This is a genomic window from Streptomyces sp. NRRL S-378 (assembly GCF_000720645.1).
Lineage (GTDB): Bacteria > Actinomycetota > Actinomycetes > Streptomycetales > Streptomycetaceae > Streptomyces.
Window position 1 is genome coordinate 1 of the sequence record NZ_JOBX01000090.1, and the last position, 19717, is coordinate 19717.

The window sequence follows — 19717 nt, forward strand, 5'->3', positions numbered from 1 at the left end:
GGATTGGGTCCACGCATGGAGGCGTGTGAGGATCCGCCCATGGAGTGCGATGTGTGTGGACGGGCCATGTGGCGATGGCCGGCGGTGACGCATTCGGAGATCTGGTCCTGTTCCTGGTGCTACGCCTCCACCTATGTGGGTGGTGAGTGGTTCGAGGTCGCGCGGCCGCGGTATTTGCCCGTGGAGCTGCAACGCTGAAGAAGCTCATTGTCTCTGGCCGAGACGATGAGGGAACGGCACCCGCGTTGCGGAAGACAGCCACGCCGCACGCCCCAGGCCCTACGGTTGATACCGTCGATGATCATTCTGGGGGACCAACCGTGGCCGACCTTCGTGCGCTGTTCAGCTCCAACAACCCGTCGGAGTACGACGCGGTGGAGGCGTTCACCGACCGCCAGTACCAGTGGGCGGTGGTCGCGGCCGCGCTCGGCGAGCACCTGCAGCACGTGGCCAGGCCCGGCTTCGACGTCGAAGACCTCGAGTCCCCCCGTACGAACCTGGTGATGTTCCACGGGGTGGGCGGGGCCGGGAAGTCCACCTTGCTCCGCAAGATCGAGGCCGCCCTGACCACGGCCGAAGAACGCCCCGCTCAGTGGGGTGAACCGGCCTGGACCCAGCGACTCCTGCCGATCCGGATCGACCTGTCCCGTTCCGCGCAGGCTGGATCGGACTACGAGCGCGTCCTGCTGACGATCCGCCTCGCGCTGGCCGGCGGACTCGGCCGGACCCTGCCGTCCTTCGACGTGGCACTGCGCAACTACTGGGAGTCGGTCCACCCCGGCGAGCCCCTCGACGAATACATCCGGCGGACCGGGATCGCGGGCAAGGTCACCAACCTGCTGCCCAGCCAGCTCCAGGCCGGCGTCGGCGAGCTCGCGGCCGCCCTCCAACTGCCCGGGCTGGTCGGCTCAGCCGCCGGGCAGCTCACCTCCGCCCTGGTCACCGCACTGCGCGAACGCCAAGAACGCGCCCAGGCCCTCGCCGGCGCCGCACGGACCGCAGCCCTGCTGGAAGCCACACCGGACCTGGAAGCCCTGTCGTACTACCCCCACCTACTGGCCTGGGACCTGAGCCGGCTGCCCGCAAAGAAGACTCTGACCCCAGTGGTCCTGCTGGACACCTTCGAGGACACCGCCGACCGCCACCGCGACCTTGAACGCCTCCTGCAACGCCTGGTCTGGCTCATGCCTAACGTCTTCTTCGTCCTCGCCGGGCGCAGCCGCCTGCAGTGGGCCGACCCGGCGCTCCACGGTCAGCTCGACTGGACCGGACCCACCGCCTGGCCCGGCCTGACCCGCAGCGTGCCCGCGCCCCGGACCGACGCACCGGCCGGGCGCCAGCACCTGATCGGGGACCTGTCCGCCGAGGACTGCGAAACCCATCTCGCCCAGCGGCTCACCATGGAGGGCCGGCCCCTCATCGACGCCGACATCCGGGCCGCGATCACCCGCCGCTCCCACGGCCTGCCCCTCCACCTCGACCTCGCCGTCTCCCGGTTCCTGGAGATCCGCCGCACCGGCCGCACACCCGTCGCGATGGACTTCGATTGCTCCTTCCCCGCCCTGCTCGCCCGGACCCTCTCCGATCTCACGGCGGAGGAACGCCACCTCCTGCGCAGCGTCTCCCTCCTCGACGCCTGGGACCTGGAGCTCGCTACCCGGGCCGCCGGCCTCACCCAGCAGGCCCCCGCCCGACGCCTCACCGAGCGCCCCCTGATCGCCGAGAACCCGTACGCGCTGTGGCCGTACCACTTGCACCGGGCGATCCGCACCGCTGTACGCGAGGACACCCACAGCGAAGACCGCTGGACGGACGCCGACTGGCAGCAGGCCGCCATCCGTGCTCTGGCCGCCCTCGGCGAGCAGTGGACGGCGGCCACCATGCTTGGCCCCAGTCGCCTGCTTTTGGTCGCCTGCCTGCGCCAGGGTCTGCGTCTGGCCCGCGACCACAACCTTGCCGACCTCGGCTGGCTCACGGACGCCGCCTACGCCTACACCGACGACTCCGTCTGGGAGCCCCTCACCCTCCCCGCCGACACCGCCGGCGCCCCGGACACGCCCGCGGACGCCCTGGCCGAACTCATCACCGCGATCACCCGCCGCCAGCACGAACACCGCCAGCGCACGGTGGACCGGCTGACCGAGGTCCTCGACTCCGGCCTGCTGTCCACCGAGGTCACCGAGCTGGCCCTGTACTACCGGGCCAAGGCATACAAGGACCTCGACCAGGGCGCCGCCGCCCGAGCCGGGATGCGGCAGGTCGCCGACACAGGCGGGCGCCTCGCACCGAAGGCCCGCCGCGGCCTTGCCAACCTGGCCCGCCTCGCCGGCGACTTCCCCACCGCCCTGGCCGCCGTCCCCACCCTGGGCTGGAAAGGCCGCCACCACCGCGTCCTCGGCGACATCCACTGGTCCCACGCCAACACCGGCCAGGCCGTCGCCGCGTTCGAAGCCGGCCGCACCGAAGCCGAGCAGCACGGCGCCGCCGGCGAGCGCGCCATGATGCAGGTACGCCTCGCCCTGGCCGTCTCCTTCGCCGACCCCGCTCGCGCCGACGACGAGCTCGCCCTCGCCCACCAGCTCCTCGACGGCCTCGACGGCCTCGACCAGCGTTCCAACACCCTCCTCGCCCAGGTCGTCGCCCTGATCAAGGACGCCGGGACCGACGGCGTCATCGGCCGCGTCCAGAGCCTGCACGCCCAGATTGACGCCGCAGGACTTCCCTTCCTGCACCGGTTCGTGGAGCTCGCCCTCGCCTTCCACCACGCCGTCCGTGGCGAGGACCAGGACGTGGCCGCCACCATCGACCGACTGCGCGCGCTGACCACCACCGGCGACTTCGCCTACTTCGCCGATATCGCGCACTTCATGGCCGGCCGTCCCGGGCCCGCCTCATCCACCACCCGCTGGCTTGACAGCCCGGACCTGACACGGGCCAGGTGGCAAGGGATCGTCGAGGCACGCCGCGAACACCTCGGGCGGAACCGATGACTGAGCCGGACCTCAGAGAGCAGATCCGCCGAAGCTTCGAAGAAGCAGCGGCAGAGCGACGTCGTGCCCGTCTCGAGGATCAGAAGAGGTGGCAGGCCAGGCAGAGGCAGCTGGAACGGGAGCGGCGGAAGGCCTCTGCCCGTGACGCCCGGGGCGCCTGCCTGGCTGTCCTGGTGGTGTTCGGGCTCGCTGCCGGGGCCATCTGGTGGGTCGTGGACGGCATCTCCGACTGGCTCGACGCTCCCGTCCGCGACCGCCCTGCGGCTACGGCAAGCCACTCACCCAGACCCGCACCCGTCTGGAAGCTGGAAAGCGCCGGCGATTCCTCCGTCATGAAAGACGCGCTGCTCTGGACCGATATGCACGACGCCGAAGACCTTCGGCTGCTCAGGGACGTCAGCGCCGACGACATCCACAGCATCAAGAGGGACGACCTCGATGACGGTAAAGGCCTGACCTCAGCCGATGTCGAGATCACGATCGTCGGGAATCCCGAGCACGGAACACTCGAACTTCAGGCGGACCGGAGCCTGGCCGTGTACACGCCGCATCCCGGCTTCAGTGGCATCGACACGTTCGACTACACGATCAAGCTCCGTGACCAGCCCGAGGTGCAGAAGATCACCTACCGCATCGAGGTCGGACTCAGCCCTGGCGCCCGCTACCGCCTGGAGCACAAGTACGAGAACTGTGCTGCCGCCAGGGCAGCCGGCGCAGCGCCCCTACAGCGTGGCGAAGACGGGTACGGCCGCCACCTGGATCGGGACAACGACGGCATCGCCTGCGAATAGTCGAACATCTCCTCTCCGGGAACTGACTCCGGACACACCACAGCCCCGACCGGGACCTCGGGTCGGGGCTGTCGCGGCACTGGGCCCGGAGAAGTCAGTCGGCGGCGGGGCGCTGGCCGACGAGCTGAGGGAGCAGCTCTACGATCTGGGCCTGGTTCCGGTCGATCTTCTGCTCCAGGCCGCTGACCGTGCTCACCAGGTTGTCGACCTTCTGGTCCAGGTTGCCGATCTGGAGGCGTACCGCGGTGAGGTCGGACTTGATGATTCCGAACTCGCGGTCGTGCTTCTCCGCGACCTCTTCGAAACGCCGGGTCAGGGCAGCAAGCTCGCTGTGGGCGATGGGGTCCTCGGGCACGCGGGTACTCCTGCCAGATCACAAAACCGCAGATAAGAAGACCCCACGATATCGCGCCCGCACCCCCGTACGACCTCCGGTTCCGCGGACCAGGTGTGTCAGGAAGCCTCGCGGCGGTTGGCCGGGGGGAGGGCGCGCAGGAGGTCCCATAGGGGGCGGGAGCCGGCGGCCCATTCGGCGAGGAGGTGGCGGTCGACCAGGTGGAGGCGCTGGGACTTCGCGAAGTCGGCGGCGTTGGCGGTGATGCGGCCGTTGGTGAGCATGACCAGGACGTCGCCATGGTGGACCTGGCGGCCGGTGCCGTTGAGGACCTGGAGGTCGGGGGTGCCGACGGGCTTTCCGGACCAGCCGTCCTTCCTGTGCTTGCACTGGATGACCCAGCGACGGCCGAAGGGGTCGGTGGCTTTGACGTCGGCGCCGTTGTCTCCGCGGCCGCCGACCTGCCGGGCGTCCGTGCAGCCGTCACGGCGCATCAGGTCCCGCACGGCGAACTCGAACGCCCGGTGATGGAGACCGTCGAGCTGTCCGAGCGCGTAGCGCAGGCCGCTCGCCCGAACCTGCTCCCACTGGGCGGCCTCCCTGCGCCGCCACGCCCAGGTGCCTGCTCCCGCAGCGGCCGCCAGCAGTACGGCGGCCACGATCCAGGGGTGTGCGGCCAGCCACCGCAGCGCGCTGGCCGCCAGGCTGAGGACCACCGTGGCTGCGAGCGCGGCGAGGACCACCTGCTCCAACGGCTGGTTCTTGCGCCGCCGGGACCTGCCGGGCCGACGGCCGGAGCGCCGGACCGGGCGGCGGCCACTCACCGGCCCCGCCCGAGGACTGCCGCAGCACGACAGCAGGCTGCCTGCCGCCGGGGACGCGGACCGCCGGTCACTGGCCGGCCTGGGAGACGCCGCTGACGAGCTGGCCGATGAAGCCGGCAATACCCTGGCCGACGTCGGTAGGGGCAAGGATGATGCCCAGCGCCAGGACGATGACCACGGTCATCTTCTCGTCGAACCGGCTCCGGGAGTGGGTGCGGCGGCGCAGCCGCAGGACGACGATGACCGCCAGGAGTACCGCCACGTTGATCGTGAGCAAAGTATCCAGTCCCCCCGCCGACCCGTCATGGGGCAGCAGACGGCAGCCCCTCGGTCTTGTGTAGCGGGAGGTCAGCAGCGCTGTGACCAGATCACCGGGGATTGGCGGCAATACGCTGCACTGGCCGGATCCGGCAGGACCCTGGTGTTCGAGGAACTCCAGTACGCCAAGGTTCGGCTCCCGTGATCACCTGGGATGACGGGCGTGGCACAGTGCACGCATGTCCCACGACGTCGCTTACCCCGTCTTCCGTTCCCCCGACCCGGCTCTTGCCCTCAGCACCGCGCGCCGTCTCATGGAGCTCGGCCGTTGTGAGCACTCCGAGGTCTGCGTGTACGCGGAGTTCCGTTCCGTCGCCGAGGTGCGGCGTGTGGCGAAGGAGATGCCCGAGGGGTGGTTCCAGGGGCAGGCGGGGCATGAGGAACGCGACGGGGTGCCGTCGGAGGAGCTGCCTGCGCTGGTCGTCGGCGTGCAGGGCCGGGTCTGCTGGCCGACCCGGCCGCGTATGAAGGGCGGATGCCGCTGGGATGGGAGATGAGTGAGCTGCCGGTCGGCAGCATCGAGGACGCCTTCACGGCGGCGATCGGCTCGAACGTGGGCTGTATCAATTGGGAGATGCTGTGCTGGCCGGATGCGCCCGAGGCGGGGTTCCACGGCGAGTCCAAGCATGCTGAGGTGACGCTCCTCTTCAACACCCGCACCCGCGAACTCGACGTGCCCGCCCAGGAGCACACCGTCCTCGTCCATGTCCGCAGCGCCGTCTTCGGCGGCGTCCAGACGAGAGAGCCCTACGCGCACTGGCTCGCCGAACACGTGGGACTCACGATCATCGGGCCTGGGCAGCGGCTCTGACCCGGGCCGACCGTCCCGCAGGCTATAGGAGGGGGGACCGTGCAGGGCACCTGATCTGCAGCTGCCGGTGAGGACCCGGGCTCGGCAGAGCGCCCACGCCGTTCGTGATGCAGCGGCGCACGGCCGCGATCAGCTGTCGAGGAGTCCGAGTTCGCTGTCGGGCCGACACAGCGGGCACGCGATGACCGACGGCATGGTGCGCAGCACCTCCAGGACCGATCCTCGTGTCGCGGCCCGGCCCCGGCCGGTGATCCTGCAGGCGCCGGTGTGGACGCGGTCCGGTGTGCGGGTGGCTCCGATGCCGTATTCGATCCACCAGTCGGGAGGGCCCGGGAGCGGGAGGCGGCGGGCCCGCTCTTCCTCTGCGGCCCGGACGACGCTGATCTTCTCGTCGACGCGGGCGAGGGTGAGCTCCAGCCAGCGGCGTATGACCAGGAGCTGGTCCATGGCCGGCGGAAGGGGCAGGAGGGGCTCTGGCATGCGGCTACGCCGCCTCGGGGACTTGGGCCGGGAGGGCCTGCCGCTTCAGCTGCATTCGTGCCTTCACCAGGATGTCGGTGGGGACGCTCTTCCAGTGGGGGTGGTCGGCGACGTCGATGGCCAGCTGCCGGATCTCGGCCCACATGCGGTCGACCGTTTCCTTCTGCTCGTCGCTCCAGCCGGGGCTGTCGGGCACATCCCCGCGGTGGGAGTGCCGCTCACCGCGTTCCCACCCCTTCATGGGTTCCACGCTCCAGGGCAGGCCGGCCAGGTAGGTGCGGTGCTCGGCATGGGCGCGGTGGAGGCGTTCCTGCAGCTGGAGGAGGTCGTGGGGGAAGGGGTTCTCGTCGTTCACCCTTGAATCGTAATTCTGTTCGATTCTGGATGGGAAGTCGGCACTCCGGTTCGTGACCCGTTCGGCAGACCGTGGGTTCAGCGGGCAGGTGGGCTGGTGTGGTGGGGACCGGGTAGGCGCCGTGCACTGGAGGTGGGGGCGAGTGAAGGAGGCGATGGTCGTGGCGCGTCCCGTCTGGGCCGGGAATCTGTCGTTCGGGCTGGTCAGCCTGCCGGTGGCTTTGTTCGCGTTAAGCAGCAGCGTTTGTCGATGAGTTTCGGCAGCGGTTGGTCATCAGCCGGCTCACGGATGCTCACGAGAAATGGTTCTGGCTCAGGTTGTGTGATCCGTGCACTGTGAGTAATCGTGTTAGCCGAGCGCATGAAGGATCAGCTGCACCTCTTGGCGCCATTCAGTCGCGTCGCTGTTGTCCACCCAGCCCTTGGCCAGCTCGGATCCGTCTCCAAGGACGCGGTGAAGTGCTTCGCGAGCCAGAGCATGCAAGGAGGCCGGCAGCTGCGGCAGCGGCTCGTCAGGCCTGTCCTCGGTGGAGATCACTACCTTGCTGCCCGGGATCTGAGCGGCGACCAGTGCAGCGGCGGCAACTGCCTCGGCTTCGTCCCCACTGTCCAGACGCGGGCCGGATTCTGCGACTCGCCGTAGTGCTCCCTCAAGGGCACTGATGATTTGTTGGGGAGCGAGCCCCCTGAGTCCGTCAGTGAAGTCGCCAGCGAGATCACTATCAAATGGTCCGGTTCCCCACGTGCCCATGCTCGTCCCCTGGTAGTCGCTGGTTGTGCTGGGCCAGCATTTCAGCAGGCGCTGACAACGCTTCACGAAGCGAGGAGTACTCGCTTGCGGAGCAGGCGGAAGCCGGCGCGGCCGAACATCTGGCGCTTGAGCATCTTGATGCGGTTGACGTGCCCTTCGACGACGCCCGAGTTCCAGAGGAGGGTGAGGCCGGCGATGACGGCATCACGGTCGCGGTCGATGCCTGCGGCGAGGGTGTGGAGGCTGGGTAACTCGTCCTGTCTGACGGCATCGAGCCAGTCCGGCAGCCGCTCGCCCTGGCGCTCGGTGAGCATGGTCGCGAAGGACCGAACGTGCCTGGTGAGTGCGTCGATCTCGGGGCGGTTGGCCCGGACGTTCTTCAGCTGGAGGTGTTCAGTCTCGGAGAGAGTTTCAGGGCGGCGGAGGATCCATCCGGCGACGGCCCGGGGTGAGGGCGGCCGGGCGGTCACAGGCCGTGGCGAGGTGCGTTTCTGGCGGAGGTAGGCGCGAACGCGCTGGTAGCTGCCCTGGTAGCCGAGTGGACGATTTCTTCCCATAGTTTCCAGGCGTTGGTGTGACCTTCGCTCCAGCGGTCGTCGAGGTAGGTCTTGTATTCGTCGAGGACCGAGGTCCTGGTCTGCCACTGACCGGTGAAGAGGTCTTCCGGCGTGGCAGCATCCGCGTAGCGTTTGACAGTTCGGCTCGTCATGCCGAGCTGCCGCTGGATCGCGCGGCGGCTGTGTCCTGCCTTGACCAGGGCATGGACCGTGGCATGCGTGGTCCGGGTCCGGTCGGCGAACCGGTGGCCGGTCGGCCATGGCGAGCCGGACGGCTCCTCTGCGGGGTCGGGCCCCGTCTCGGTCGGTTCAGTCGTCTGAGGGACCAAGACGCGCAGGCATTGGCGGTGCTGGGCGATGCTCCGCTCGGCGGCCTCGCTGAGGTGTGCCAGAGGTGCCACCGGTCCGCGACCTGCACGGCCTGCGGGGCGCCAACGGTGGCGCCCTCAGCGAAGAACGGTGCACGGTCCCGGCAGACCACCTCGATTCCGGGCCGCAGGGCCGGCCACGCAGCCAGACTCGAGGACTCCCGATCGGGCAGCATGTCGACAGGCCGGCGGGTTTCGACGTCCACGAGGACGGTCCCGTAGTGCCGGCCCTTGCGGGTGGCGTACTCGTCAACGCCTACCACCCTCGGAGCGGGCACTTCCGGCTCGGGAAGTGCGTCGACCAGCCGCAGCACAGTGCTGCGGCTGACTGGCGCACCAACGATGTCAGCCAGCCGGGATCCGGCCCGGCCGGCCAGGGCGAGACCGATCGCCGCCAGGGTCGAGCGAAGCCGCTCGGTCCGCTGGCCGTGCCTTCGGGTCAGGCCGGGTATCTGCTCGACGAACGTACGGCGCGGGCACTCTGCGATCCGACAGGCGAACCGGCGGACCCGCAGCTGGAGTACGACCCTTCGCCCCGCACTCGGAACATCAGCGGGAAACCGCAGGTAAGAGCCATGAACCTGAGCGGACCACGCTCCGCAACCCGGGCACGAGGCGCCTGCGGCGGTGCACCGCACATCAACACGCACTATCGCGATGTTCACGTCGACCGACAGCACCGCGACGTCCGCGATCGACGGGAACAACAACTCCTCCAGCCGGAGCAAGATCTCATTCACAGCCCCGAACTGTCTGCCCAGCCGATACTGTCACTGCTCGTTTTAGGGCAACTTCCCGAGGCGTCGCAGGGGGTTCAGTCGTCACTCACAGTGCACGGATCACACAACCTGAGCCAGAACCACAACCCGTGAATAAAGCCATGCCGGTCTCGCTCTACACCGCGACCGACAGCCACACCATCCACTTCCATCAGCTCCAGCGGGGCACCTCCGACCGGATCCGCAACAAGCGGATCAACGAGCGCACCGGCGACGAGGTTCAGCTCGACGACATCGTGAAGGGCTACGACGCCGGCGGCGAGTATGTCCTGGTCGAGCCGAAGGAGCTGGACGAGATCGCGCCCGGCCGTTCCCGCTCGCTCGACATCGCCGGATTCGTCGACCTGGCGGAGGTGGAGCCGATCTTCTTCGACAAGACCTACTACCTCGGCCCGCGGGGCAAGGAGTTCGGCAAGGTCTACAGCCTCCTGGAGCAGGCTCTCGCCAAGTCGGACAAGGCCGGGATCGCTACCTTCGTGATGCGCCAGCACGAGTACATCGTCGCCCTCAAGGCCGAGAACGGCCTCCTGACCCTGCACACCCTGCACTGGGCGGATGAGATCCGGGACCCGAAGCAGGAGATCGACAGCCTCCCGGGCAGGGCCAGGGCGTCGGAGAAGGAGCTGAAGATGGCCGAGCAGCTCATCGGCGCGATGAGCATGGCCTGGGACCCCGGCGAGTTCCACGACACCTTCCAGGAGAAGGTCGCGGCCCTGATCGAGGCGAAGAAGGCAGGCGAGACGGTGGAGAAGGCCGAACCCGCCGCTAAAGCCACCGGAGTCGTCGACCTCATGGAAGCCATGCGCGCCAGCGTCGAGCGGGCCGGCAGCCCCAAGGCCGGCGGTGGCAAGGCCACCGCTTCCGGCTCTTCGAGGGCGGCCGGGAAGAAGCCGGCGGCGAAGAAGCGGATCCGCTCCGCGCCGAAGGAAGACCTGGCCGGTCTGTCGAAGGCTGACCTCTACAAGAAGGCCGCCGCCGCGAACCTCCCCGGCCGCTCGCACATGTCCCGCGACGACCTCGTCAAGGCCCTGGCCTCGCCTTCATCCCGGTCGTGAACGGCAAGGGCAGGCGTTCGAGGTGACGATGAGACCCCCGGTGGAGCCGATGCTGGCGCAGGCCGCCGAGACGATCCCGCCCCCCGGGGCCCTGCGGAATATGGCCTACGAGCAGAAGTTCGACGGCCACCGCGCCCTGCTGTTCACCCCGCCCGAGCCGGGCGGGCGGGTCCTGCTGCAGACCAGGCGCGGGTCTTTGATCCACGACCGGTTTCCCGACCTGGTCGCGGCCGCTGTCCCGCAGCTGCCGTACGGCCTGGTTCTGGACGGCGAACTCGTCGTCTGGGACCCCGACACCGGGGCTCTGTCCTTCGAGGCGCTGCAGCGGCGCGCCGCCGCCCGGGCCCGCAGCGCGCCCGCGCTCGCCGCAGCAACCCCGGCCTTCTTCATCGCCTTCGACGTCCTCCAGGCGGGCGGGGACGAGCTGCTGAGCCTGCCCTACCGGGAGCGCCGCCGACGACTGGAGGTGCTGTTCGCGGCCCACGACCTGACCTCGCCCTGGACCCTGTGCCCCATGACCACCGACCTCGCGAAGGCCCGAGAGTGGCTGGAGACCTGGACGGACGTCTCCGGCGTCGAAGGCATCCTGATCAAGGGGATGAACCAGCGCTACCTGCCGAACCACCGCAGGTGGACCAAGATCCGCCGCCGGGACACCACCGAGGCGATCATCGGCGCCACCACCGGCACCCTCACCCGCCCCCAGCTCCTCGTCCTCGGCCGCCACGACGGGGCAGGCCGGCTGCGGGCCGTCGGCCGGACGGCGCCCCTGCGGCCGAAGCAGGCCCGGCAGCAGCGCCGGTGACGGATACTGCAGGTAAAAAAAATGACTTGCAGCCAAGTGGTCCCGAACAGGGAGTACGGCTGACTCTGGCGGCCGCAGAGAAACATCTCGGCTTCCGATACTGAAAGGTTCCGGAATGGATACTCTGACCGCTCTGGCGTCGGCTGCTTTCGGCTCCACCGTGTATCTCGTAACGTTATCGACCGTGAAATGGGTCAATCGGCATTCCCGGGGATTCAAGACAGCGGGCCTGATTGTGACAGGCACGGTTCTGTGTGCAGTCATCGGAACGATCGCGGTCGCGAGCCAGAGTGTCGTGGTCGGGTTCATTGTGGGGGCCGTCCTCACACCGCCCGTACACCGGTGGATCCTGCAACGAGGCAGGCACGCCGCCAGCTCTTGACCTTGCGGCCCACAGCCCTGAAGGTCCTGCCGCTGACCTGGTGACCGAAGGCTTTCCACGCAAGCCTCAAGCGGTCCCGGCGCTACGCATCCGCGCAGGCCGTCACCATTCCCGCCCGGCGCAACGAATGCCGGTCAGCCACCACATCTCGCCCGGCACATGGAACACGTGAATCGACCACGCGTGCCCGACCTGGCGTCTCCCGGTGGCGCACGTATGAAGACAGGGCCTCCTGGCGGTTCAGGGATGCGAAACCAGCCGAACCCTCCAGCCGTTCGCGTCGGCGGACGGTGTGGAGCGGGATGCCGATGATGGCTTCCGCGGTGGTGCGGTGGATGCGGCCCGGCCGTGCTTCGGCCGGGCGCGCCGTGTCACAGCAGGCTCACACCTACGCCGCAGAGGTCGGCTGGATCACGAACTTCGGCTTCGACCAGCCGCAGACCACGTGTCCCGCCTGCGCCGACGGACACGGACCGGCCCTGAAGCGCGGCAAGGGCCGTTTCGTCCCCGTGGACGGAGGGGAACGGTGCGGGTACTGCCGCCACGTGCCCCCACCCGGACGACAAGGTCTTCACCGCACCCGGCCTGGGCATCGAGGTCGACGAGAAGGCCGTCGAACACGCCGCCGAGACCGGCCATCGCTGGCGCAACCCGCTGTGGCGACGCAGGGACGGCTCCCTCGCCGAATGGTGACACCTTGATTTCCCGCGGTCCGAGAACGGCAGCAGGCCGGGCGTCAGGAGGTCAGGGACTCCAGCCGCTGGCGGGTGGCCGGTCCGTAGACCCCTGGCAGGTCGCCACCGATGCCGTGCTCAGCCTGAAACCGCTGCACCGTCTCCTGAGTGCCTGTTTGAGTACGCCGCTACTGTTTCCCCGTCGTCGTCCGGGGTGGCCCCGGTCTGAATGAGGGGTGGGAAAGTGGAGAAGACCTGGTTCGAGGCGGTGTTCCGCAGGAGACCGCATCCTGTGCTGCGCCTGCTGGGCAACCTCGCGCTCTGTGCGGCCCAGTTGGTATTCGTAGTCGCCGTGATCACGCACTTTCACAGTGCCTGGCGGTGGCTTGTTGTCCCGATGGGGCTCTGGGCGATGCTGGCCGATGGCCGGGGCGTGGCCTTGGCGGTGCAGGACCTTCGGCGGCGCGACGCCGCCCCGGCGCCGCAGTGAGACGACCTCCGCTGGCTGACCGCCTCGGGTCATGCCCGTTGAGGGAGGACCGGGGTCTTGGCCGGGTCAGCCAGCGTCATCTTCACCGCGCCAAGGGCGAAGCTCAGCGTGGGATCCGGGACAGGTAGGCGGGGTTCAGCTGCTACTAGCCGGTTTGGGAACGACGATCCCGCCCTGACCGACGCCTTGGCGGCCCTCCTCGATCACCCGGAGCGCCGGGTCCAGCTTGTTGCTGTGTACGGTCCTGTACTCCACGACGACGGGTGGTGCGTTGAAGGAGCAGACCGTACGTTGGGCAGCGTGTCGCGTGCATGCACGGCGGCCGCTCCCCGCGGATACGCGAGCGGGCCCCGGACCATTGGTCCGGGGCCCGCGGTGGCTTGGGTTGCGGTGATGGGTGGTCAGTCTGCCGAGGGGCGCCAGGAGTGTGCCAGTCGTGTGGCCCCCCAGGCTCCCCAGAGCCAGACGGTGACGGCCATGATCCCGGCTCCGGCCAGGGCGATGTGCAGCATGCTGCCTGTTTCGGTGTGTTCGCTGGTGTAGGCGGCTGCCCGGATGGGGGTGGCGAGCCAGTGGTGCATGAACAGGCCGATCAGCGCTGCTGCGGCAAGGGGGGTGAGGAGCGTGAAGAAGGCGGTGCTGAAGTAGATGGTTCTGTTCCCGGCGAGAACGCTGACGGCGGTGACCTGTCGGGCGAAGCGAAGGAACTCGGCAAGGTTGGTCACCATGATCGAGATGATGACGATGATCACGGCGAAGGTCCCGTAGAGCATGACCCAGCGTCCGTTGAGGTCGTCCATGTTAGCGGCGGTCAGCCATGATCCGGCGACGGTCTCGACCGGCACGGCCATGCCGAGGTGGCGATTCGCTGCTGCTTTGATCGTAGGGACCGAAAGGTCGCGACCCTTGTCGCCGATCAGGACGAGGGTGGGGCCTTCGGGCTGTGCGGACTGCTTGGCGTAGATGCCCTGGCCCGGAGTATCCCAGGTTGCGAGGGCCTGGAGCCGAGCGTCCGGATGGTTCGGCTCGATCACGGTCGGCTGCTGGGTGCAAGCCAGGGACAGGCGCTGCAACGCCGTACACGCCCCGCTGAGTTCGGCGGTGGCCTTGGTGGGGTCCAGCTTGAGACGGAGCGTCTCCACGCCATCCGGCAGTTCGTCCAGGAACGGTTGGGGCACAGGCTTGTCCTGGTTCACCGACACGAGTACGACGCTGCTTCCCACCTTCTGGACGGTGTGCTGCGCCTGGACGGCAGGGCCTGTGTTGAGGGTGGCCCAGAGTTGTGTCTGTCCCACGAGGACGAACGCAATGACCACGCCTGCCGTGAGACGGACGGTGGCACCGGGCCACGCGGCCGCCCACCGGCCGGCCAGCAGGGCGCCGGGCCAGCCGCGCCGGTAGCTGATCGAGGCGAGCGCGTTACCTGTGGCCACGGCAGCAAGTCCGATCAGCGAGGGCAGAGTCAGGATGGTGCCGCCTACGCCGATCACATACACCAGAAGCCTGGTTCCCGAACTGCTCGTCAGCCCCGGTCCTTGCACGGCGACGAACAGCAGGAAGGGACACAGGTAGGGCCACCAGCGCGGGAGACGGGTCCGGAACAGGCGTGGCCTGACGCCGTCGCGCCGGTCCTGCTGCGGGTGCAGGAGCACGACGCAGGCCAGGACGATCACTGCGGCCATCACGGGAGCGCTCAGCAGCGCCCCTGCCCACCGCTGTGTGTCCGCTCCGGCGATCGCATAGCCGGTGAGGGGGATGCGGGTATCACCCGTCAGGATCCAGCAGGAGGCCGTCAAGCCGAGCACGGCGCCGGCCGCGATGGGGAGGGCCGCTTCACCGGCGTGTACGGCCGCTCTGACGCGGCGGCCTCCGCCGAGGGCTTCGAGGAGGGCCGTACGCTGGTCCCGGGCGTCCGATCCTGATCGGGCGGCCGCGGCGATCAGCGCGGAGACCGGCAGAGCGCCCATGAAGGCGGTGAGGGCAAAAAGGATGTAGGCCGGCTTCGTGAACATTCCTTCGCCGACACCGAGCGGTCCGGGGGTGCCGAAGCCTGTGCTCGCCCACATCCTGGCGGTGTCTGCGTTCGCAGGAGGGCGTACGTAGGCGAACCATTCTTCAGGGCTGGCCAAATCTTGAGCGTCGATGGTGCCGGCGAGGGTGCCGAAACGGGTGGCGATTCCCTCGGCTCGTCCCGCCTTGAGCAGGGCGGGTGAGAGGGCCGCCTGGCCGGGCTCCGGCCAGGCGGACAAGCCTGGTGGCACCGGAGCGTCCGGTGTCAGGGGCGCGATGTAGACGACCTGGTACTGCACCTTGTCGACGACATCGAAGACAGGCTTGTACAGCAGGCGGGCCTGCTGGGTGCTGCCCTCTGCGATCTGGACGGGCGCGCGGGCGGCGTCACGCGCATCACGGCCCTCGTACGCCGCGTGGATCAAGACCAACGTGCCCAGGACAAGGCTGAGGGCGAAGGTGGCGCACACCAGAGCCACGGCTCGTATACGTCCCGCGGAGGCGCCGCGGCCCGTGAGGATTCCGATGCGCAGCAGCTGGCGCCACAGAGGCGCTCCGGCGCGCCCGCTCATCGCGTCTCCTGTCGGATGAGGCGGCCGTCCACGAGATGAACAGTGTCGTCGGCGAGCGCAGCGACTTGGGCGTCGTGTGTCACCACGAGGAGAGCGCACGGCCAGCGCCGGGGCACGTCGAAGAGCAGTTCGGCCACCGCGGCCCGGTTGGTGTCGTCGAGCGCACCGGTCGGCTCGTCAGCGAGCAGCAGCGAAGGGCGGTTGACCAGGGCGCGGGCGACGGCCGTTCGCTGCCGCTCTCCTCCCGAAAGCGTGCCCGTCGCCCGGTTGTGACGCGGCACGCCAAGACTGCCCAGCAGTTCCGATGCGGTCTTGTAGGTCTTCTTCCGGTCGGCGCCGGCCAGGAGCCCCGCGAGTGCCACGTTCTCCAGTGGTGTCAGTTCCGGCAGGAGCTCACCGAACTGGAAGACGACGCCGATGTGGCGGCTGCGGTGGCGAGTGCGTTCCCTCCGGCTCATACGTCCCAGGTCCGAGTTCGCCACCCGCACGACACCTTCCGGCTTCACGAGCCCCAGGGCACAGGAAATCAGGGTGCTCTTACCGCTTCCTGAAGGCCCCATGACAGCGACGGAATCCCCTATATTCAGCCGCAAGTCAACACCGTCGAACAATATCCTGTCACCGATCCGGTGCCGGAGCGCACCGAATTCGAGCGCGGCACGTTCCGGAGCCGGGGCGTGCGGTGAAGCGTTTACCATTCTCATCCACCCGAAAACTGGCGTGGGGCCACCGGATGACGGTGGCCCCACGCAGAGGAATTCCTACTTAGCTCGTGCGTTCAATGTCGCACTTGTCCGGCGCCCAGCCCACGGATATGCAGCCCTGTACCATCCAGACCGCGTTTCCGGAGCCGCTGGTGGCGGTCGTACCCGAACCGCCCTTGTTGTGCAGCGTATACGGAGTCCCGTTGCTGTGCTTACGGGAATAGCGGACGTAGACGGACATGCCGTCCTGCTTGAGATCCGTCACGGCGGCACGGGTATTCGTGCCGTACGAGTATCCGCGAACCGCGTTGTCCTTGTAGGAGTTCAGATCGATGGCCATGGCCGGTGAGCTGCAGAGAACAGCCGCAGCACCCAGGCCGGCCACAACGAGCCCGGACTTCTTCATCTTCTTCCCAATCCCCCTACTGTCTTCCACTTCAGCCCTCACGCTTCACGTCACACTTGTCGGGCCAGCCGCCGAGCGAGACACAGGCCTGGATGACATAGACAGCTGCCCCGGAATTGCTGGTCATGGTCGTGCCGGAACCGCTCTTGTTCCAGAGGGTGTACTGGCTCCCGCTGTTTTCCCGCTTGTAGTTGACGTAGACGGGGTTACCGTCCTGCTTCGTGTCCTTGACCGCAACGCGCGTATTCGTGCCGTACGAATATGCGTGAACCTGCCCGTCCTTCGACGAGTTGAGGTCTATCGCCATGGCGGGCGAACTCCCAAGAATGGCGAAGGCGCCAAGGGATACGGCAAGGGTCTTTCCGTACTTCACATTCCCCCCAGGAATATGACGAACATTCATGATGCCCGGAAGATCAACTCCGGATGGCAGAATTTAACACACAATCACATCGTTCACCGTTGCACTAAAGCTGGGCCGGGCACCACTGCCCCGGCGGTATAGCCCAAGGCTCAGGTTCCATGCCGGATCAGGCCGCTGCGCAAGCGCAGGCGGTTCAGTGACTGCGTATCGTCGGCCATCAGAACCACCCTGCCAGTTGGCACTGACAGCGCCGGCGCGACGGCCTCATCAGCGCGCCCCGACAGCCCGGTTTGTCCTCGGTCTTCGCGGTTACCGGAGGATCATCACGCAGTGCGTGCTCGAGATGATGGGTGTCGGCGGGCTGCTGCCTCAGACGAGCCAGCCCAGGAGGACGGCGATCGCTTCGTTGCTCAGCCCACCGGCTGCTGGGGCGGCGGGTCCGGGGTGGGCATCGGGGTGTTGAGGTCTGCGGGCTGCAGCGAGCGGTCGGACGTGACGCGGCCCCCGGCACACGGTGGGTGTGCCGGGGGCCGTGGCGGTCCCGGCCGTAGCTCTGGGCACCGGGCCTGAGCCCTCGCTGTCCGTCCAAAGAGTCCACGCCTGCACGTCATGCGCCGCTGACCTGGGTGGGCACAGGGGCAGCGGTGGTACCGGCCGGTGAAGGCTCCGCCGTACCCGCGGTGCGACGAGAACCACGGTTCGGGTTGGGCTGGGGAATGCCCCCGAACAGTGACGCTCCGTCTAATAGTACCCGGCGGACGCGGCCGCTGCCAGAATCTCGGAAGGCTGACAGCCTGAGCTCTCGTAGCTATTGGGTGAGTCTGGTGGGCGGAAGGCAAACTTCGGTCACTTCCTCGGCCCGGTTTCGCAGGAGCGGGGCCAATTCGACGTACCAGCCACGGCCCACGGCCTGAAGCATTTCGGCTAGGGCGATCTGTTCGCCGATCCGGCCGGCGGGGGTGTCGAGGACGTGGGCGAACTCGGCACGGATACGGTCGGCGACGGCGGGGACGCGGAGGCTGTTCACGTAGAGCATTGCGGGGTCGTAGCCGACGGGGACGGCGCCCCAGCGCTCCCAGTCCAGGATGACGAGGGGGTCGTGGGTGAGGTTGGCCCACTGGAGGTCTGCGTGCCCGGTGACGCGTTCGGTGATGGCCGGGGCGGGGATCCCCAGGTACTCGGGGAAGACCCGGTCGGCCCAGGACTGGCGGATGGTCTCGCGGGGCGGTTCGGCGGTGCTGAGAGCGTCCAGGCTCTCCCGCAGGGTCGTCCACCAGGAGTCCGGTAGGCCGGGATCTGCAGTGAGGTCGGGCGTTTCCGGAGAGATGACGGGCTGGGCGATGTAGTCGATCAGCTCTGCCTCGAAGACGTACTCGCCGCCGTCCCAGCGGTACAGGTCGTGGAGGTGGGGGCGGGAGACCTTGTCGGACACCCGTTCCTCGGCGAGGGCGATCCCCTCGTTCCGGGTGGCGGGGGTTTTGGCTGTCTCGCCGCAGTGGACGCGGAGCCAGTGACCGCCTGCGGTGCGACTGCCGATGGTACGGCCGAGCCATCCCCAGGCCGGCGCCCCCGTCGTCGTGGTGGACAGGTGGGCAGCGGCGTGGGCCAGGGCGTCCGTCATGCGTGCCCTGGTGGTCTCATCCTTGGGCGAGTACATCGGTGACCTTCCTGAGGTGGCCCGGATCGAGCGGGGCGGTAGTGGTGACCTTCGCGGCGGCCCAATGGTGGGCGGAGCCCGCAGACAGCAGTACCACGTCCAGGCTCGGGCAGGAGGCCGCAGCGAGGAGACAGGCGGTGCCCGGCGAGGCCCCCGGGCGGATGAACTCTGCGAGTTCGGGCGTGACGAGGCCGGGCAGTTCGCCGCCGTGCAGGGGCGAGGAGCCGAAGGTGATCAGGCCCGCCGCCCGGGCCAGGACGAGAGGGCCCCGGCCGTCGAGGGCCAGGGCGATCGGCCTTGCCATGACGAGGCTGACCGGCTGTTGGACGGCCCGCAGATGATGTTCACCCGAACCAGCGGCCTCGATGGCCAGGCCAAGGAGTTCGGACACCGAGAAGGCGTCGTGCTGGAACCCCGACCAGGTGGCCACGCCGTACCCGCCGATCCTGCCCGCAGCAGCGAACTCCTCCAGCACCGCGAACACGTCACGCAGTGCCGGATGCAGCTCCGTGGGGCTGAGGCCGGCGTGCTCCGGGTTGTGGACGAACACGAGGTCGCTCCGGCCGAGAGCGGCCAGGGACCTTTCCGTCTGCCAGCGGACGAAGCCGGGGTCGAGGCTGTGTCCGGCCCGGACCTGGGCGGCAGTGAGGAGCCCGTCCCGAAGAGCAGCTGCGCCCTCATCCGGGGCGAAGAAGCCCGTCTTCGTCGCCACCATGGCGCGTGGGTGATCGGCGATGACGGGGCCGAGCGCCTGGTGGGCACTGCCGTAGTTGGGGGCGGTGTCGATCCACACGAGCCCGTCGGCGCAGGCGGTGCGGGCCGCCTGTTCGACGGCGCGCACCCGGTATGTCCCCAGTCCCAGGGAAGCGGTCACGAGGAGCCCCCGACCACGGCGACGGCTTGACCGGAAACCAGCGCGGAGACGACTTCCGCCACCTGTACAAGGGTGAGATCGGAGGCGACAGCCAGGTCGGCCAGGGTGGCCGGCGGCCCACCGGCGAGGAGGTGGAGGAGTGGGGCGACGGGGAGGGCGAAGGTCCACTCGTTTCCTGCTCCGGCGAAGGTCACGGCCTGGTCGTCCTGGTCGATCCGGGCGCGGGGCACAGTGGCCTGCACGGTGATGCCGGGCTCGGCGGGAACGCCGGTCAGGTGTGGCAGTGACAGGCGCGGGCGCCCGGGGTGCGTCGCGTCCAGGGTCCTTTCCCAGCGGTCGAGAACCGCGGGGTCGTCCAGGGCGGCCA

At 68.6% G+C, this 19717-nt stretch carries 19 protein-coding genes and 3 pseudogenes; 8 read left to right on the plus strand and 14 right to left on the minus strand.

Going from position 1 to position 19717, the window contains the following annotated elements; translation table 11 throughout:
* Positions 1-320: 320 nt before the first annotated feature.
* Entirely contained in the window at positions 321-2990 is a 2670-nt protein-coding gene (locus IH80_RS0135460) for a hypothetical protein (protein WP_030965920.1), read from the plus strand.
* The gene (locus IH80_RS46545) at positions 2987-3781 is read left to right on the plus strand and encodes an excalibur calcium-binding domain-containing protein (RefSeq protein ID WP_063757373.1); all 795 of its coding nucleotides are present in this window, start codon (positions 2987-2989) and stop codon (positions 3779-3781) included. The genes IH80_RS0135460 and IH80_RS46545 overlap by 4 nt, the downstream gene beginning before the upstream one ends.
* Positions 3782-3875: 94 nt before the next feature.
* On the opposite strand, the gene IH80_RS0135470 is transcribed toward IH80_RS46545, so the two are convergent.
* The 3 genes from IH80_RS0135470 to IH80_RS0135480 form a co-directional block, all read right to left on the minus strand.
* Positions 3876-4136, minus strand: coding sequence for a hypothetical protein (locus IH80_RS0135470; RefSeq protein ID WP_030965922.1), 261 nt, complete (start codon positions 4134-4136; stop codon positions 3876-3878).
* A 98-nt stretch (positions 4137-4234) separates the two neighbouring features.
* Positions 4235-4939 carry a restriction endonuclease gene (locus IH80_RS0135475; RefSeq protein WP_030965923.1) on the minus strand — a complete coding sequence of 235 codons (705 nt, stop codon included), beginning with the start codon at positions 4937-4939 and terminating at the stop codon, positions 4235-4237.
* A 67-nt stretch (positions 4940-5006) separates the two neighbouring features.
* Positions 5007-5216 (minus strand): hypothetical protein, encoded by a 210-nt coding sequence (locus IH80_RS0135480; protein WP_030965924.1) that lies wholly within the window; start codon positions 5214-5216, stop codon positions 5007-5009.
* 220 nt (positions 5217-5436) lie between these two features.
* Between IH80_RS0135480 and IH80_RS0135485 the strand changes: the two genes are divergently transcribed.
* Together IH80_RS0135485 and IH80_RS40145 are read left to right on the plus strand one after the other, a co-directional pair.
* Positions 5437-5754, plus strand: coding sequence for a hypothetical protein (locus IH80_RS0135485; RefSeq protein WP_030965925.1), 318 nt, complete (start codon positions 5437-5439; stop codon positions 5752-5754).
* Positions 5751-6068 carry a hypothetical protein gene (locus tag IH80_RS40145; protein WP_158943784.1) on the plus strand — a complete coding sequence of 106 codons (318 nt, stop codon included), beginning with the start codon at positions 5751-5753 and terminating at the stop codon, positions 6066-6068. Before IH80_RS0135485 ends, IH80_RS40145 begins: the two co-directional genes overlap by 4 nt.
* A gap of 129 nt (positions 6069-6197) precedes the next feature.
* Here IH80_RS40145 and IH80_RS40150 read toward each other — a convergent pair whose 3' ends face one another.
* From IH80_RS40150 to IH80_RS47550, 4 genes and pseudogenes are all read right to left on the minus strand, one after another.
* The gene (locus tag IH80_RS40150; protein WP_030965928.1) at positions 6198-6548 is read right to left on the minus strand and encodes a DUF6233 domain-containing protein; all 351 of its coding nucleotides are present in this window, start codon (positions 6546-6548) and stop codon (positions 6198-6200) included.
* Positions 6549-6552: 4 nt separating this feature from the next.
* Positions 6553-6903: a hypothetical protein gene (locus IH80_RS0135500; RefSeq protein ID WP_030965929.1), complete on the minus strand. Its 351-nt coding sequence runs from the start codon at positions 6901-6903 to the stop codon at positions 6553-6555.
* 348 nt (positions 6904-7251) lie between these two features.
* Positions 7252-7719, minus strand: coding sequence for a DUF4259 domain-containing protein (locus IH80_RS43120; RefSeq protein ID WP_158943786.1), 468 nt, complete (start codon positions 7717-7719; stop codon positions 7252-7254).
* Positions 7716-9318 (minus strand): annotated as a pseudogene (locus IH80_RS47550) (ISL3 family transposase). Before IH80_RS47550 ends, IH80_RS43120 begins: the two are co-directional and overlap by 4 nt.
* 128 nt (positions 9319-9446) lie before the next feature.
* Here IH80_RS47550 and IH80_RS0135515 point away from each other — a divergent pair.
* The 4 genes and pseudogenes from IH80_RS0135515 (at position 9447) to IH80_RS0135530 (ending at position 12763) form a co-directional block, all read left to right on the plus strand.
* Positions 9447-10412 carry a Ku protein gene (locus IH80_RS0135515; RefSeq protein WP_324609450.1) on the plus strand — a complete coding sequence of 322 codons (966 nt, stop codon included), beginning with the start codon at positions 9447-9449 and terminating at the stop codon, positions 10410-10412.
* Positions 10413-10440: 28 nt separating this feature from the next.
* On the plus strand, positions 10441-11217 hold the full coding sequence (locus IH80_RS0135520; protein WP_234432494.1) for an ATP-dependent DNA ligase: 777 nt from the start codon (positions 10441-10443) through the stop codon (positions 11215-11217).
* Positions 11218-12172: 955 nt separating this feature from the next.
* A pseudogene (locus tag IH80_RS46560) lies at positions 12173-12292 on the plus strand (D-galactonate dehydratase); the annotation flags it as partial.
* Between the two features lie 225 nt (positions 12293-12517).
* The gene (locus IH80_RS0135530; protein WP_030965934.1) at positions 12518-12763 is read left to right on the plus strand and encodes a hypothetical protein; all 246 of its coding nucleotides are present in this window, start codon (positions 12518-12520) and stop codon (positions 12761-12763) included.
* Between the two features lie 401 nt (positions 12764-13164).
* On the opposite strand, the gene IH80_RS0135535 is transcribed toward IH80_RS0135530, so the two are convergent.
* From IH80_RS0135535 to IH80_RS0135565, 7 genes and pseudogenes are all read right to left on the minus strand, one after another.
* Complete coding sequence (locus IH80_RS0135535; RefSeq protein WP_030965935.1) at positions 13165-15345, minus strand: hypothetical protein; 2181 nt, start codon at positions 15343-15345, stop codon at positions 13165-13167.
* Positions 15342-16049 (minus strand): ABC transporter ATP-binding protein, encoded by a 708-nt coding sequence (locus IH80_RS0135540; RefSeq protein ID WP_324609451.1) that lies wholly within the window; start codon positions 16047-16049, stop codon positions 15342-15344. Before IH80_RS0135540 ends, IH80_RS0135535 begins: the two co-directional genes overlap by 4 nt.
* A 61-nt stretch (positions 16050-16110) precedes the next feature.
* A complete protein-coding gene (locus tag IH80_RS0135545; protein ID WP_030965937.1) occupies positions 16111-16455 on the minus strand; it encodes a hypothetical protein in 345 nt (114 codons plus the stop codon).
* Positions 16456-16486: 31 nt separating this feature from the next.
* Positions 16487-16828 carry a hypothetical protein gene (locus IH80_RS0135550; RefSeq protein ID WP_030965939.1) on the minus strand — a complete coding sequence of 114 codons (342 nt, stop codon included), beginning with the start codon at positions 16826-16828 and terminating at the stop codon, positions 16487-16489.
* Positions 16829-17627: 799 nt separating this feature from the next.
* The gene (locus IH80_RS0135555) at positions 17628-18476 is read right to left on the minus strand and encodes a hypothetical protein (RefSeq protein WP_030965940.1); all 849 of its coding nucleotides are present in this window, start codon (positions 18474-18476) and stop codon (positions 17628-17630) included.
* The gene (locus IH80_RS0135560) at positions 18457-19350 is read right to left on the minus strand and encodes an aldo/keto reductase (RefSeq protein ID WP_030965941.1); all 894 of its coding nucleotides are present in this window, start codon (positions 19348-19350) and stop codon (positions 18457-18459) included. Before IH80_RS0135560 ends, IH80_RS0135555 begins: the two co-directional genes overlap by 20 nt.
* Positions 19347-19717 (minus strand): annotated as a pseudogene (locus IH80_RS0135565) (cupin); the annotation flags it as partial. The gene IH80_RS0135560 and the pseudogene IH80_RS0135565, both read right to left, overlap by 4 nt.

Excerpts from the sequence above, each read along its gene's own strand:
- IH80_RS46545 (WP_063757373.1), top strand. The coding sequence starts at position 2,987 with ATGACTGAGCCGGACCTCAGAGAGCAGATCCGCCGAAGCTTCGAAGAA.
- IH80_RS0135485 (WP_030965925.1), top strand. The coding sequence starts at position 5,437 with ATGTCCCACGACGTCGCTTACCCCGTCTTCCGTTCCCCCGACCCGGCT.
- IH80_RS40145 (WP_158943784.1), top strand. The coding sequence starts at position 5,751 with ATGAGTGAGCTGCCGGTCGGCAGCATCGAGGACGCCTTCACGGCGGCG.
- IH80_RS40150 (WP_030965928.1), bottom strand. The coding sequence starts at position 6,548 with ATGCCAGAGCCCCTCCTGCCCCTTCCGCCGGCCATGGACCAGCTCCTG.
- IH80_RS0135520 (WP_234432494.1), top strand. The coding sequence starts at position 10,441 with ATGAGACCCCCGGTGGAGCCGATGCTGGCGCAGGCCGCCGAGACGATC.
- IH80_RS0135535 (WP_030965935.1), bottom strand. The coding sequence starts at position 15,345 with ATGAGCGGGCGCGCCGGAGCGCCTCTGTGGCGCCAGCTGCTGCGCATC.
- IH80_RS0135540 (WP_324609451.1), bottom strand. The coding sequence starts at position 16,049 with ATGAGAATGGTAAACGCTTCACCGCACGCCCCGGCTCCGGAACGTGCC.
- IH80_RS0135545 (WP_030965937.1), bottom strand. The coding sequence starts at position 16,455 with ATGAAGAAGTCCGGGCTCGTTGTGGCCGGCCTGGGTGCTGCGGCTGTT.
- IH80_RS0135555 (WP_030965940.1), bottom strand. The coding sequence starts at position 18,476 with ATGTACTCGCCCAAGGATGAGACCACCAGGGCACGCATGACGGACGCC.